Genomic DNA, 16,337 nt, shown 5'->3' with positions numbered 1-16,337 from the left:
ACATGATATACAAAAAGTTAAGTTTACTCATCCTATTGTTTGCCACAGGTCTTCTGACTGTATCGGCACAAAAGTCTCCACAGGATATGGATCGCTTCATCGACGTACTGATGAACAAAATGACTTTGGAAGAAAAAATTGGGCAGTTGAATCTTCCCGTCACCGGGGAGATTACCACCGGTCAAGCCAAAAGCAGTGATATTGCCGCCAAAATCAAAAAAGGCGAAGTGGGAGGACTGTTCAATCTAAAAGGAGTAGAGAAAATACGCGATGTACAGAAACAGGCAGTGGAAGGTTCCCGCTTGGGTATCCCATTGTTGTTCGGCATGGACGTTATTCATGGTTATGAAACCATGTTTCCCATCCCGCTCGGTCTATCCTGCACTTGGGATATGTCCGCTATTGAAGAATCCGCCCGTATTGCAGCTGTAGAAGCCAGTGCCGACGGCATTTCATGGACGTTTAGTCCGATGGTGGACGTCTCACGCGACCCTCGTTGGGGACGTGTATCCGAAGGTAGCGGTGAAGACCCGTTTCTGGGAGCCATGATTGCCGAAGCGATGGTACGCGGTTATCAAGGAAAGAATATGCAACGGAACGATGAAATCATGGCTTGTGTGAAACACTTTGCCTTATATGGCGCAGGAGAAGCCGGTCGTGATTATAACACCGTAGACATGAGTCGCCAGCGAATGTTCAACGACTATATGTTGCCTTACGAAGCTGCCGTCGAAGCAGGTGTAGGCAGTGTGATGGCGTCATTTAACGAAGTAGACGGAATACCCGCCACCGCCAATAAATGGCTGATGACCGATATTTTGCGCGGGCAATGGGGCTTCAACGGTTTTGTTGTAACCGACTACACGGGGATTTCCGAAATGATCGATCACGGAATCGGTGACCTTCAGACAGTATCGGCACGTGCCATCAATGCCGGAGTCGATATGGATATGGTAAGCGAGGGCTTTGTGGGAACACTGAAAAAGTCCGTTCAAGAAGGTAAAGTTTCGATGGAGACACTGAATACAGCCTGCCGTCGTATTCTGGAAGCCAAATATAAACTCGGATTATTTGATAATCCTTATAAATATTGCGACCCAAAACGTCCGGCACGTGACATCTTTACCAAAGCCCACCGTGAAGCCGCCCGCAGGATTGCAGCAGAAAGCTTTGTCTTATTAAAGAACGACAGCCCCGACGGGAACCCTAACGGAAATCCGCTATTGCCTTTCAATCCCAAAGGCAATATTGCCGTAATCGGTCCGCTCGCCAACAGTCGGACGAATATGCCCGGCACATGGAGTGTGGCTGCCGTGCTCGACCGCTCTCCTTCATTGGTGGAAGGTCTGAAAGAGATGACAGCAGGAAAAGCGAATATCATGTACGCCAAAGGGAGCAACCTGATCAGTGACGCCGCATACGAAGAACGGGCAACGATGTTCGGCCGTTCGTTGAACCGTGATGGTCGCACAGACCAACAGCTGTTGGACGAGGCACTCAATGTAGCACGCCGTTCGGATATTATCATTGCCGCTTTAGGAGAGTCTTCGGAAATGAGTGGCGAGAGCAGCAGCCGTACGGATCTGAATATCCCCGATGTACAACAGAACTTATTGAAGGAACTGCTAAAGACAGGAAAGCCTGTGGTACTGGTATTATTTACCGGCCGACCGCTTACGTTGACTTGGGAACAGGAACATGTACCCGCTATTCTGAACGTGTGGTTCGGAGGCAGTGAAGCTGCATACGCCATTGGCGACGCACTCTTCGGTTATGTCAATCCGGGTGGTAAACTCACTATGACTTTCCCTAAGAATGTCGGACAGATTCCTCTTTATTACGCACATAAGAATACCGGACGCCCGTTAAAAGAAGGCAAATGGTTTGAGAAGTTCCGCAGTAATTATCTGGATGTGGACAATGATCCGCTTTACCCATTCGGCTACGGACTGTCCTACACTACCTTCTCTTACAGCGACATCGACCTGAGTCATTCATCAATGGACATCACCGGCTCACTGACCGCAGCAGTAGAAGTTACCAATACCGGCACATGGCCCGGCACAGAAGTGGTACAGCTCTACATCCGTGATCTCGTAGGCAGCAGTACCCGCCCTGTGAAAGAGCTGAAAGGTTTCCAGAAGATATTCCTGCAACCGGGTGAGATGAAGATTGTCCGTTTCAAGATTGCTCCGGAAATGCTGAGATATTATAACTATGACTTGCAACTGGTAGCCGAGCCGGGTGATTTTGAGGTGATGATCGGCACAAATAGCCGGGATGTAAAATCTGCGAAATTTACTTTAAACTAAAGCGAAATCATTATGAAAGATAAATATCGAAGAATGTCAGAAATGGGTGCATTACCTCTCACACTTGTGTTTCTTGCGGCCATCATCCTGACTTTCGGAAATTGCAAAAACAAGGGTAACCAATCGGATGCGTCCGCTGCCGACACACTGACAGATGATGCCTTAATGGACACTGTCCAACGGAGAACTTTCCTTTATTTCTGGGAAGGTGCGGAACCGAATAGCGGCCTGGCTCCCGAACGTTACCATGTAGACGGGGTATATCCCCAAAATGACTCCAATGTAGTCACGTCCGGTGGCAGCGGTTTTGGTATCATGGCTATCCTTGCGGGGATAGATCGTGGCTATGTCACCCGCGAAGAGGGATTGGCCCGGATGGAACGTATCGTTTCCTTCCTTGAGAAAGCCGACCGTTTTCACGGCGCATACCCTCATTGGTGGTATGGTGACACCGGAAAAGTAAAGCCTTTCGGTCAAAAGGACAATGGAGGCGACCTGGTGGAAACCGCTTTCCTCATTCAAGGTCTCCTTGCCGTACACCAATATTATGTAAACGGAAATGAGAAAGAAAAAGCGATCGCCCAACGCATCGACCGTATCTGGCGCGACGTAGACTGGGACTGGTATCGGAAAGGCGGGCAAAATGTGCTCTACTGGCATTGGAGTCCGACGTACGGCTGGGAAATGGATTTCCCCGTACATGGCTATAACGAATGTATGATTATGTATATCCTTGCCGCTGCTTCGCCCACGCATGGAGTACCTGCCGCCGTTTATCATGACGGATGGGCACAGAACGGCGCCATCGTTTCTCCGCATAAGGTAGAAGGAATCGAACTGCATCTCCGCTATCAGGGAACGGAAGCCGGACCGCTCTTTTGGGCTCAGTACTCTTTTCTGGGACTCGATCCCGTAGGACTGAAAGATGAGTATTGTCCCAGTTATTTCCACGAAATGCGCAATCTGACATTGGTTAACCGGGCTTATTGCATCCGCAACCCCAAACATTACAAAGGGTTCGAGGCAGACTGCTGGGGACTGACAGCCAGTTATTCCGTAGACGGATATGCCGCTCATTCTCCCAACGAGCAGGACGATAAAGGCGTCATTTCTCCTACCGCCGCACTGTCATCCATCGTATATACTCCGGAATATTCGATGCAAGTGATGCGTCATCTCTATAATATGGGAGATAAGGTATTCGGTCCCTTCGGGTTCTACGACGCTTTCAGCGAAACGGACAACTGGTATCCGAAACGTTACCTCGCTATCGATCAAGGTCCTATCGCAGTCATGATCGAGAACTACCGGACAGGATTGCTTTGGAAACTCTTCATGAGCCATCCTGACGTGCAAGCAGGACTCACCAAGCTCGGTTTCAACACCAACAAGCAGGATGTGAGACAACAATAAAAAGGAATTACGGTTGGCGGGAGCGGGCTATTGAGCCCCTCCCCCACCGGTATTTCCATTTCCACCTCCTCCACCTTTGACATCGTTGTTGTCAATGCTTCGGGCAGCTTTCTTCACGCTCGCCTTCAGTTCTCCAATCCGATAGCTGATACTGAATCCATAATACCGGCTCGGATATTTACTGGAGCTCTTCGACATAAAGTTTTGTCCCTCAGTATGATTATTGTATGTCCTGTATTTCTCCACAAAGTTGTTACAATAGACATTCAATGACAGACGGTCTTCTTTCAAGAAAGAACGGCTCAAACCTAAACCATAGTAATTATAACCCGAACCTTTTCCTTGCAGACTAATATATGGTGTACTCCCTCCTCCATTCAGGCTCAGACGGATTTTCCAAGGCAAAGTATGCTGTATTCCTCCATAAGCGGAACCGCTCCACCCATAATTATGCAAATTCTGTGAAGGACTTCGCAAATCCCTGTAGTTTCCACGCCCGTTAATATAGATCCGCGTCTTGGAAGAAGCATTCCAGTTCACATAAAAGCTCAAACCGGTTTCCCTACTCTTCCCGATATTATCATAAGTACTGTACAGAGCACCTTGAGGAGCTTTATGGTCTCCATCAAAGATTTCTCCATTCGGGTCGGTAACCAAATGGCTGACCCTTTCGATACCATTATTATTGAAAGAATGGCGCAACGAAAGGTTGACATTGAATTTCGCCGTGAAATTGCTATAAGACAAATCGAACGAATGGCTTTTCTCACTCTTCAGGTTCGGATTACCCTGATTAATAAACATCGGATTCTGATTGTCAAAGTAAGGATTCAAGTTCCAGATTCCCGGTCGCCAAATACGCATATTATATCCTCCACGCAGATTCTGCGTCTTTCCAAGCTTGATACCTAACGAAACGGAAGGTACCAGATCGCTGAAATTCGTATTGAAATCCTCTCCCTGACCTACAATATACTTCACCCGTTGCACGGTCTGTTCATAGCGAAGTCCCGGTTTGAAAGTAAGCCCCTTATATTTCAGCGTATATCCGGCATAAGCCGAAATAATATGGTTCAGATGTCGATACTCGCTACTACGATCCTCGGTATATACATAATTTTCACTTCCTCCTTCGGCTTCATAAAACTTATTGTCGCTGGAATTACGGCGGACAATATACTTGGCACCCGTTTCAATCGTATGCAATTTCCCAATCGGAGTCGTGAAGTCCACTTGGAAAGTCTGTTCCATCGTATTCGTTTTTCCATCCGAATGGAAGTTCTTTAACAGGAGATTATCTACGATTTCCTGTCTGTCCGCCTCCGGTTCGATGTCCAAGTAGGTGTTATATGAATCATTTGTTTGAGGCTGTGAGTTTATTTTATAAGAGAGGGTAATCATCCGTTCCTTATTCTTCTTCGAGGTACGTTGGTAATCTACATTACCATTGATGGAATACCAAGAGCCTTTTCCATGATTATCCGTATTATACCGATAGGCAAAACTCTGATGGTCGGCTCCATACATGATGGAACTTCCGTCACTATTACTCTTATTATTACTGCCGTACATTCCGAAAGCCACCGTCAGCAGCCGTAACGTATCTATTTCGTAACTAGCCTCCAGATTTCCATATTGAAAGTTCCCTTTCGACTTGGAGCTGCTTCCCGATTCCAGATACTTCTCTTTGTCCGATTCATAATTTTCCCGGTAACTGTCGGAATAGCTACGCGGACTGTTGTTATAATTATAGTTGTAATTGGCGGAGAGGGTCAGTTTTCCTTGTTTTATCATGGCATAGCTACCCGCACCCACCCCGTTATTATTGGCATTTCCTCTAAAAGTAGCCGTATATCCTTCAAATCCGCTACCCACCGTAACAATATTCAGAATACCTCCGATCCCCTCCGCATCATATTTAGCGCCCGGTGAAGTAATGACCTCAATATACTTGATTGTATTTGCCGGCATACTTTTCAACACCTCTTTCGGATTGTTGCTCATCATATTGTTAGGTTTCCCATTCACGTGTATCTTGAAACTGCTGCTACCGTTTACCTGCACATTATCCTCTCCGTCCACCGTTACCAGAGGAACTTTCCGAAGCATTTCCAATATACTGTTCGATTTTGAATCCGGATCATCTTCAATGTTGTATTCAATCTTATCCACATCCACTTTAACCAAAGGCTTTTGTGCGACGATTTCCACACCTTTCAACACATTGTTAGCCTCCGAAGAGTATAAAGTCCCCAAATCAACCACCCTCACCGACGGTTTTAAAGCAAATTCTTTCACGATAGGAGATTTGCCAATAGAGGAAATCGTAATAACATACTCACCCGAAGCCACATTCAGTTTTTCCTGAAAGTGTCCGTTCGCTCCGGTCACCGCCATTTTCACGGCCTTATTCGGAGCATTCTTCTTTGTAATCCTGATTGTTGCATACGGTTCTCCTTCCTGAGTTAAGGAATCCAATAGTATCCCTTTAACAGTAAAAGAAAGAGGAGCAGATTTCTGGGCCCATCCCAACGCAGATGTAACGAACATGAATAGTAATAGTAGCAATAGTCTGTGTTTCATGACTAGAATTATTTAGTTTTTTATTAATCTTCCCTTTACTGTTTATTTGTTTTAAAGCCTCTTCCGGAGTACCGTCCACCTTAAATTCAAAAACATAAATGGCATCTTACATCTTTAATTCCGTCTTATCTACATAGACGTTATTATTATTGCGTAACTGCTCAAAGTTTTGTATTCCTATCGGATATATTCTAAAAGTATTATCCATGTCTGTCTTTATTAAAGTGAATCACAGGCAAATATAGGTATTTACAGACAGACCGCAAACAGTAGATAAAAAAATAAATGCACAGATTCGAAATAACATCAAGTTATTCAAATCTATGCATTTACATTGCAATATACGACAATAAAATTAACGTATCTCTTTCAAAAAATAAATCAATACGGGGAAGTGATCACTATATCCATTAATAAAAGTATTACTGGAGAACGTACGCCACGGATATCCTTTACGTTTTCCTTCCTGTGTTGTCAGGAAATCACGATTAAATATTTCCGCTTTCCAAAATTTTAGAGTCGATCGGTCTTTACCCAAAAGATTACCTGAAATAATCAACTGGTCAAACAGATTCCATTTGTCCTGATAACATAAGGAACCAATACCACGGTCAAACAAAGGCCATGTGGCATTAAAATACCCGTCCAGTTCTGTATCTTTTGCTTTCCGACGAGCTTGCAATACATCTTTTGTGCTTTTATTATTCGGATCATCGTTCATATCTCCCACGATTACCACTTTAGCATTAGGATCAGCAGCATGAATGGAGTCTGCTATATGTTTAGTTATAGCAGCAGCGGCCTCTCTATAAATTGAAGAGCGGTCACCACCATAACGAGAAGGCCAATGATTCACAATCATGTGAAAAGACTCTCCCGCCAATAATCCACTGACCAACAACTGATCGCGTGAACGGAAATTCGGTTGTGAAGGCATTACAAAAGGATACGTCTTTGACGAAAGCAAAGTGAATAATTTAGGATTATAAAGACATCCCACATCTATCCCACGACGGTCAGGAGAATCATAATGCACAATCTCCCATCCCATTGAAGCAAGCGGCTCAGTCTTCACCAAGTCTTCCAGCACTCGACGGTTCTCTATTTCGGAAACACCAAGAATAGCCGGTCCACCCGGACATTTCTCACGGGCCAACTTAGCTATGACCTTTGCCATATTCTTCAGTTTCTGCTGATATTTCTCCGGTGTCCATGCATAAGGACCATCCGGCAGAAACTCATCATCACCCGGATTGTTGGGATCATCTTCCGTATCAAACAGGTTCTCCAAATTATAAAAGCCTGCGGAATACACACCCAAACGAGTTTGCCCCATCAGTCCTACCGATAGAGCAAACAATAAAACATTCAATAATACAAGTTTCTTCATTAGCTATTGTAATTATTGGAATCTAAACTCTTTGTTTCCAACTTTACTTAGTTGGCTCCGGCTTGATAGTATCACCGCCTCCACCACTTCCGGGAACTACTAATTTCACATCAAACAGACGTAAACCTACTGTATTCTGTACTGATGAAGAGAACTCTAGTTCTGTCGAAGCGCTAACAGACACATTCTCTATTTTCAGTTCAAACGGTTTGTTCGCCTCTCCATTAGATTGCGACACAACTTTGGAGGGAACAGACAATTCCACCCCATTGCATTTCACTTTCAAAGCAGCTAGGTCCTGAGTAGTACCCGCATCATACACATTCGCTCCCACATTATAGATCAAAGTAGCCGTTGTAGCTCCACTTATCACAATATTCTTGATGATAAGTTTTACAGTACTACCTTGAAACCATATATTGCCATCACCGCTATTAGAACGTGCACTCAACTCATCCAAATCACCATCGAACATGGAATTAGGATTATCAAATGTATTGGAAGCCGCAGCGTTCCACCATTCGGTTACTGATACCCATTTACCATTAATTTTATCAGGTGACTTAAACGTTTCCTTGAACAATATCGTTTCACCGGTTTCTCCACCTTCGCCACCGCCTTCCTCCGGATCAATTCCATCAAAGCCGAACACGTCTGAACGGGCAGGAATGGAAATCTGCCACGTGCCTTTAAAACGTCCGAGAATACCCACCACAGTTCCTGTTCCAACCGGCAGTTTTTCTGCCGCAAAAGAAGCATAACTACTTGTACGCACCATAATCACGTTACCATGAGCATCTTTCAGATTTTCCTCTCCATACTCTTTTGTTTCTACTTTGGCAAATGTATTCTTGCCACCATTTTCGAAATGAACACCTTCCAATTGCACCAAGCGGTACGTCATGCGGTCCACATCTAGATTCACCGTACTAATATCCGTTATCACTTCCGGTTTCACATTATCTGCAGACGGCCACCCGTTCTTCTGTACACGTTCCTTAAAATCGGTCATAGTCAAACGATACGCGCTACCACCATTCGGATCGCCCAATTGCTGCTGCTCGCCATACACAGACACACACAATCCTTTCAGATTAACAAATACTTCCTGCCCACGACGATAGAAATTGCTGACATTACTTTCGTCCACTTGTATTGGTATAGCTCCTGTTTCATCCTGTACGATAACCTGTTTGTAAATATTGCCAGACTCATCGTTTCCAGATATATACGCACGTAATATCCAATCGTTATTAATTGTTTCCGGCTTATCTTGCGTAGCGTTTTTGCTGTTCGCTTTCAGATCAGCAATTGTAATGTTCGCCGGTGCTCCGGTATAAACGGGCTCATCCAATGGAGGAGCATCATAATCGCGTTCACAACCGGTCAACACTGCGGCAGCCAACACTAAAAAGGAGAATATTTTCTGAGTCATTTTCATATTTGTTTCTATTTAAATCGTTATACTCTTTTTGCTCCGTTTAGTTTAAAAACGGTAGCTGATGTTCGCAAAACAGTTGATACCCTGCATATAATAATATTTATTAGGGAACAACAACGGGTTCACCAAAGTTCCATCGGAACCAAACACACGTGCCTGTTCGTATCCTCCCGTACGAATATCACGCTTATTGAGCACGTTATTGACCGAGAGGTTGAAGTTAATAGACTGCCGATTACGCAGATAGAAGATCTTACCTACTGAAAGGTCAAGCGTGCAAGCACTCCCGATGCGTTCCTGTGTGGTCATTGTCTGATAAGTATTCCATTGCTCCGGAATCGTAGGATCCACCGAGTCATACACACCTTCCATGCGACGAGCTGGTGCCACATCAATATAGTTACGTCCAAAAGCATTAAGATTAGCGCCCAAGAACCAGTAGTCAATGAAATAGCGCACTCCAAACGTACCGGCAAACTGTGGCGTGCCGGATACATATAAGTTCTTCATATATACTCTCGAAGTCTTATCACCCTGTGTAGCCTCGTAGTTTTCCACAGCCATTGGATTGTTGTTATAATAGTATTCCGAAATAGTACCTGCTAAATCAAAGCTCCAGTGATCATCCAACTTATAAGTGGCCCCCAATTCAATACCACGATGTATACGGTCCACACCATAAAGCACGTGATTGAAAAAGTTGGTTCCGTTAAAATAACTACTACGCTCCATTTGATCATAGAAGTTGGTCTGATAGAGAGAAACACGTCCCGTGAATGACGGCAATGAGAAAATATAATTGACATCGGCAGAAAATACTCTTCCGCTCTTTAATTCCTGCCCATTTTCCACATCTTCGGAAGTAAAATCAGAAATACGAGGAGAAAGGTAAGCGTTGTTAGCCAACGGAGCTTCCGTACCATAACTTACATTGGCGGTCAAGAAATGACGACCGTTGAACTTATACGTCAATCCGGCTTTCATTGCCATATCTACAAACGAATGTGTTCGTCCCTTGCCGTAAGAATTCTCCGGGTAGCGCCCGTTCTTCATCTTACCATCACGATAGAAGCTTGTATAGCTGACTTTCGCTCCATAATAGAAGTCTACTTTAGCATACTTGTGCTGATTCATTATCCACGCATTCGCTTTGAAGATGTTCAAGTTGAAGTTATAGCCGAAGATACCTCCTTCATACACTTTACGATCGGGGCGGTTCAAGTCGTTCTGCTTACTGTCAAGATTGTCGTAAATGTCTCGCTCGGCATACTTGTCATAGTCCATCACATACGATGCACCCAATAAGTCGTCTACCGTCTTGAACTGGCGTGAGAGAGTGTGGCGCAGTTCTGCACCTGCTGTCAGCCAATTATGTTCACCCAATTTCGTATTGAAAGTGGAGTTTAAGGTTGTCTCAAACAAGTCGCTGCGACGTTCTTCCACCATATATTGCGCTCTTCCATCAGGCTGTGCGTAATTAGCAAGGTACATTTCATCCCAATTGACCTGTGTGACACTTGTATTATTACGTCGCCATAACAGTTCTACATCTTCTGCTGCTTCGGTAGATACCATAATTTCTTTAGCAAACGGAAGTTTACGGTAATAATCCGGACGAGGGTCAGAAGCATTGTACCAGTTCAACGCCGTGTTACCATAGCGTCCGTAGTGTACCCCCAATCCCGTGACGAGTGAAGACTCGTCATCAATCTTCCATACGTGCGAAAGCACCAGTGTAGGGTCGAAAGCCATTACGACTTTCGCATTTCTTTTCTTTCCGTTCTGGTAACCCCAGTTCGGATTGTATTGGTAGTTGTCCACCAACTCACACGCCTGTTGGTAGGTGGCACTCTGCTGACCACGTTGCACGGGAGAGCCGAAAGTAACGATAGAGAAACTATGTTCCCCATCTTTCCATTGTTTTTCAGCAGAGAGGGCATAAGAAAAATTGCGATAAAACGTTCCGTCTACGGCTCCTTCATGCGAGTATCGTCCGCCCACAGAAGCGGCAAAAGCCCACCCGTTGTCAAGCAAGCCCGTAGAGTGAGTTACCATTGCCCGCAAATAATAATTTCGGTTGGCATAGGAAAGTGTAGCCTTCGTGCCGGGAGAGATTGAAGAAGCACGCATATTAATATTTTCCGTACCTCCGATAGAACCATAGGTGAAAGCGGAAGGACGATTATAATTCACCACATCGCCATTGCGAGTCATATCGTTCAACGCTCCTATGGATGAATAGTTGAAAACACCTCTCAACTGGTCGTTGAAATTAACTCCATTGATATATCTTTGCTCGTAGATGTTCTCGTATCCTCTGACACGAAAACGCATAGGGGATAACTGATAAGAAGCCTTATTCAGATAGACATCATTAGAAAGTATGACTTTCGAACTAATTTCCTGCGAACCGCTCTCTACATCATCGTCCACCGATGCCTCGTCGAGCACTCCAATCAATGAAAGATTATCAGTGATGGTCAGTTCCACCACCTCAATGTTGCCAAGATCGGTCACCATGCCTTCGGTCACTTCCGCCAATATGTTTTTTGGAGTGATGCCTACAGAATTGAAGATTAGCACATCTTTCCCTGGTGACACTTCATCAAAGAAAAAAGCTCCTTTCACATCAGTTCGTGTTTGACGATTCTCCCCGTTTAGAGTGACAATAACTCCGGGAACGGGACGCTTACTATCCGCACCAATCACGCAACCTTTTATCCCTGTGCCTGTTCGCTGGGCAAAAAGAAAGGAGGGGAAAAGAAGTGCCAGTAAAAGCACTAAAGTTTGTTTCATATATGAACTATTAATTTGTTTGCAGAGAGATAAAGCCGCTATTTTCATTCAGAGCCATTTACGCTTATATCATCACTCTCTTTATGTATGAATAAAAGAGGGTGTACCGACAGGATTTAAAACACATCCATTAGCACGCCCTCCGATAAATTTAAGATTTATTTACCTGTACCTAGCAGTTTTATACTGTCAATACGGAAGCCCACCGTATTAGCTGCATCCGAAATAAATTCAATATAAGAAATTCCATCGGGTACATTCAATTCTACTGTCTGATATTTGTTTCCGGTAGTTATGGCTACATCGGGCACTGTCATCATCGTACCGCCACAATCCACTTTAATGATATTCTGATTAGAAGTATTATTTGCAGCAATAGAATAGCTTAACTTAAGATTGGTATAATTAGTCACGTTGAAACCGGAGATTCTCAACGCAGCTGGTTTTTCTATGGTAGTGGTATAAGCCGGGAACCATACATTATTGGTTGTAGTAGCAGTTGCTCTGACATCTCCGTTTTGATATTGACCGGCAAAACGGTCATTAAAAGTCAAGTTCGGATTATCCCAACCAGTATAATCATTAATTTTGGACTTAGTTGAGCCTAAAGGTTTAGCGTCTCCGCATGTCTCCAAAAAGATTACCTCTTCTTTTCCTGGTTCCGGAGTCGGATCAGGATTCGGGTCTACATTACCACCTTCGCCACCATCGGCCACCACTTTCACATTCTGAATCTGCCAAGTTGCAGAAAATGTTCCATTACAAACATACTTAAAAGCAAACTTAATTGACTTTCCTGCATATTTAGATAAATCAATATCACCAGAAGCTACATAATTATAATCAGCACCAGTTCCATAAGCAGGAATTGTCAACTGCTCCCATTGTTCAGCAGCAGCTTCTGTAGCCCATAAAGTAAGTACCCCTTGACGCTGTGTCAAATCAACCTTGCTATAATTATCACAATGCATAAATGTCAAAGTAGCTTTAGTAGCTTTACTCAAATCAACAACAGGTGAAATCAACCAACTTTCGCAAGCATTACTTGTATTATTATAAAAACCGGAAGCTTTCATATAGCCTACATTTTGATATGCATTATGTGCCCAAACAAAATTCATTCCGCCCAAAGCCTTATTGTTAATAGTAAATGCTCCCTGACCTGCATTGAACGATTCATCAAGTAGTACTACCTCTGACGGTTCCGGAGTATCCGAACCCTCACCAAAGTCCACATTGATGTCACCGCCAGTCACTTCATTCCAAGGTGAAATAGTAGCCGCATCCATCGTAATGACCGGCTGACCATTTTGGTCACTCAGCTTCACATTGTGCGTATATTTGCTACCACCCACCAATTCAGTCTGTGGATAGTCAGCTTCAAACGTCTTGCCATTCAGTACAAACACCACCTTCACGCCTGTCAACGCAGCAGCAGGAATCATAATTGCGCTGGCTTCTGCTCCGTTCACCAAAGCCCTGATATCAGTAGGAGCTGCTTCATTTGTCAATGTTCCGTCTGCCAAAGCAAAATCGGCAGTCGTATTCAACCCCTTGAAAGTAATAGTTAGTCCGTCAAGCGAAGGAACCGTAGCGTCTTTTGTGATGTTAAATACAATTTGACTCAACTTGTGTGCAAACTGCAATTGCGGATTATTAGTCGTACCTTTGGCAAAGCCCGTAGCATTGTTAGAGTAAAGCAGGTCGATATCCGCCGGTTTGGTCTGGTCCGTCACGTTCACCTTATATAGATTACCAGTCAGCGAAGCAGCATACGGATAGTAAGCCACAAAATCCACTGTACTTCCATCGGAAGGGTAATACAACGCACTTTCCGCATTACCAGCAGTCAATATTCCATTCGCATCAGTAGTATGCAATTTGTTGGCAGCCAACGCCGCATTCAAGTCACCTCCGGCAGCCTTCATGAAAATTCCCACTTTGTCGCCTACCGTCCATTTGTTTTCCACGGCCCTCGTCATCCCCTGAATAGAGGCATTAAAACTAATAGGCTGACTTCCGTCATTCCATACACTTTTATCATCATTGTCCACACAGGCTGTGAAAACAAGGGCTGATAATGCGCCCATACATAAAAGATTAGTTAGCTTCATAATCATCAATAATTAGTTAAACGTATATAGGTCTAAACTTTTGTTGTTATCTCCATTGGCTCGTATTCAGTGTAGCCTTAATGTCTGCCGAAATAGACGGAAAGAAGGTAAAACCTGTTTCTTTTTCTAAAGTGCTCACAGACCTTGCATAATTCATATAATTTTCTTTGGATACAGTTCCATCATTTGGTATTTTAAACGCAATAGTATAAAAAACGCCACCTAATTTACGTGCTATCGCTTTGTAATAGTATTTGGGGACAGCCACATCATTTCCAGCAGCATCCACTTCATATTCAACAGCTTCACTTTCTGTATTTCTAGCCATAGCCCCCGTCACCACAAAAACAGTGTCTACATTGCTTCCCCACCCGCGAACGGCAGCTTCCAAATCTCCCCAAATATCTCCATTCATATCTTTATTTTGTGGGGTAGCATTGGTATAATAGAAAGTTGTCGCATTCATCGCTCCATTGCCGGTTCTATCTTTGCTCGGAATCTGATGTCCTCTATTATAGTCTCTACTATACATATCTCCAGCCTTCTTAAAATTAGCTTGCAATGAAGACGAAAGTTCCGGATCGGGTATCCAATTATCCTGTCTTTGGAAAGTCCCTACACATCCGTTATAGATTGGATATGCTACCCAATAAGCCATTCGCAAATCTGAATCATAAAGCAAAGAATAATTTCTGGCTGTGGGCTTATCGGGCATATAATGATTAAGATAATGAACATTCGCCTTATCCATCATAGTCTTCGTAATGACTGGCGTTTCTCTCCACTTAGCATAACCGGTCGCTTCATCAGGAACGATTGGCGAACCTCCCCCCTTCACTGTAACAGCAAAGACATATTTTTTTCCGCTATCCAGCGACTTAATAGTAGTAGGCAATGCAAATTTATGCGTTTTACCGCCTAGTCTCAGTGTTATTTCAATGCCGGAAGTTGTGGCAACCGGTAACAGTATAGCTTCCGCTGCATTTCCTGCACGACGCATAGCTATTGTACCGACAGAAGCTTCATCTACAGTCAGCTGCCCATTGGTCAGATTAAAATCAGCCTTTGTTTTCACACCCGATATGGAGGCAGTGAGTCCCGAGAAGTCCGTACCATCCGAGCTGCTGATGTTCATCACCAAACTCGACAATTTATGATAGAATTGGAGATTACCCGTAGGAGAATCAGCCGTACGTCCCGTCAAGTTGTCTGCATAAAGTAAGTCAATGTTCTCCGGCTTGGCCTGATTAGTCACGTCTACCTTATATATATAGGAATTTATTGTACTTTGATAGGGATAATAAGCAATAAAATCCACAGCACTCCCGTCTGTCGGATATTCTAACGTTCCACTAGCAGGGCGAAAATAGCCATCATTCTTGGCAGTTACAAAAGAGATATTGTCAGCTCCATTCACTATCGCATCGGGATTCAAATCCATACTTTCCTTTTTCATATAAATACCGATATGATCTCCCGCTGCCCATGAAGAACCTCCAGCACGGGTTAATGCTTCATCTTCCACCACCGAGAAGAAACGTACCTGTTGCGATTTCACGCTTTCCGCCTGTGGCAAACTTTCTTTCTCACAAGAGCCTAAAACCATTAGTAGCACTAAGCCCCACAAAACATTACTCTTTTTCATCTGTCTTTATTTAAGTTATCTTTATTCAAACTTAACCCAAAAGGGAAAACGCCATATTACATTAAGATTACAACTACGGAGCATATACGCCTTATTTATCCGTTATTTCCCTCTTTTCTAAGCTCCTGTCCAAATGCAGAAGAATCGAAAACAAATATAACAAACACTAACGAAAGAAACAACATAAAAAGCAAAAAAATCACATAAATATAAGAATTGATAGAAACCACTCATTATATAACAGTAAGATCCACATCAGATTCATCGGCTATCATCCTATCGGGAGAACTTAAAGTGGGCAGATCAGCAACGTTTATAAATCATTGCATATTTATGACGAGACTTCTCAGCCAGGTTAGGTATCGAACTAAAGTTAATGGTTAGCAGCAATGTATATTAATGTAAATCTCAGCAGCCTTCACCTTTTCGCTACAACGCCCTACCCATAGGCTATAACGGGTGAAGGGCAACTCTTTCACCCACTTCTTCAATGTTCCGCCCATGCTTCCTCTTAACAATATGGATATAACACGATTATATTTTACAGATACTTGCCCTTCCTCTTCGCATTTTATATTTATCACAGCTATGATAAGTACTTATCATAATAATGACACTTACTTATCACATACATGATGAAATA

At 43.7% G+C, this 16,337-nt stretch carries 9 protein-coding genes and 2 pseudogenes; 2 read left to right on the top strand and 9 right to left on the bottom strand.

Annotated features, from left to right (window positions below):
• Window positions 1–2 precede the first annotated feature (2 nt).
• The gene (gene bglX, locus GD630_RS17755; protein WP_143865100.1) at window positions 3–2,312 is read left to right on the top strand and encodes a beta-glucosidase BglX; all 2,310 of its coding nucleotides are present in this window, start codon (window positions 3–5) and stop codon (window positions 2,310–2,312) included.
• Between the two features lie 42 nt (window positions 2,313–2,354).
• Complete coding sequence (locus GD630_RS17750) at window positions 2,355–3,725, top strand: glucoamylase family protein (RefSeq protein WP_143865196.1); 1,371 nt, start codon at window positions 2,355–2,357, stop codon at window positions 3,723–3,725.
• A 27-nt stretch (window positions 3,726–3,752) separates the two neighbouring features.
• On the opposite strand, the gene GD630_RS17745 is transcribed toward GD630_RS17750, so the two are convergent.
• From GD630_RS17745 to GD630_RS17710, 9 genes and pseudogenes are all read right to left on the bottom strand, one after another.
• Window positions 3,753–6,308: an outer membrane beta-barrel family protein gene (locus GD630_RS17745; protein ID WP_143865101.1), complete on the bottom strand. Its 2,556-nt coding sequence runs from the start codon at window positions 6,306–6,308 to the stop codon at window positions 3,753–3,755.
• Window positions 6,214–6,414, bottom strand: a pseudogene (locus GD630_RS21605) (hypothetical protein); the annotation flags it as partial. The pseudogene GD630_RS21605 and the gene GD630_RS17745, both read right to left, overlap by 95 nt.
• Window positions 6,415–6,423: 9 nt before the next feature.
• Window positions 6,424–6,516: pseudogene (locus tag GD630_RS17740) on the bottom strand (AAA family ATPase); the annotation flags it as partial.
• 147 nt (window positions 6,517–6,663) lie between these two features.
• On the bottom strand, window positions 6,664–7,698 hold the full coding sequence (locus GD630_RS17735) for an endonuclease/exonuclease/phosphatase family protein (RefSeq protein WP_143865102.1): 1,035 nt from the start codon (window positions 7,696–7,698) through the stop codon (window positions 6,664–6,666).
• A 43-nt stretch (window positions 7,699–7,741) separates the two neighbouring features.
• Window positions 7,742–9,133: a DUF5689 domain-containing protein gene (locus GD630_RS17730; RefSeq protein WP_182505652.1), complete on the bottom strand. Its 1,392-nt coding sequence runs from the start codon at window positions 9,131–9,133 to the stop codon at window positions 7,742–7,744.
• 51 nt (window positions 9,134–9,184) lie between these two features.
• A complete protein-coding gene (locus GD630_RS17725) occupies window positions 9,185–11,935 on the bottom strand; it encodes a TonB-dependent receptor (protein WP_143865104.1) in 2,751 nt (916 codons plus the stop codon).
• A gap of 158 nt (window positions 11,936–12,093) precedes the next feature.
• Entirely contained in the window at window positions 12,094–14,049 is a 1,956-nt protein-coding gene (locus tag GD630_RS17720) for a fimbrillin family protein (protein WP_182505651.1), read from the bottom strand.
• Between the two features lie 46 nt (window positions 14,050–14,095).
• Window positions 14,096–15,694 (bottom strand): fimbrillin family protein, encoded by a 1,599-nt coding sequence (locus tag GD630_RS17715; protein WP_143865106.1) that lies wholly within the window; start codon window positions 15,692–15,694, stop codon window positions 14,096–14,098.
• 380 nt (window positions 15,695–16,074) lie between these two features.
• The gene (locus GD630_RS17710; protein ID WP_143865107.1) at window positions 16,075–16,278 is read right to left on the bottom strand and encodes a hypothetical protein; all 204 of its coding nucleotides are present in this window, start codon (window positions 16,276–16,278) and stop codon (window positions 16,075–16,077) included.
• Window positions 16,279–16,337: the final 59 nt, after the last annotated feature.

The organism is Bacteroides zhangwenhongii, assembly GCF_009193325.2.
GTDB classification, from domain to species: Bacteria; Bacteroidota; Bacteroidia; order Bacteroidales; family Bacteroidaceae; genus Bacteroides; species Bacteroides zhangwenhongii.
This window is presented reverse-complemented; position numbering and strand designations above follow the sequence as displayed.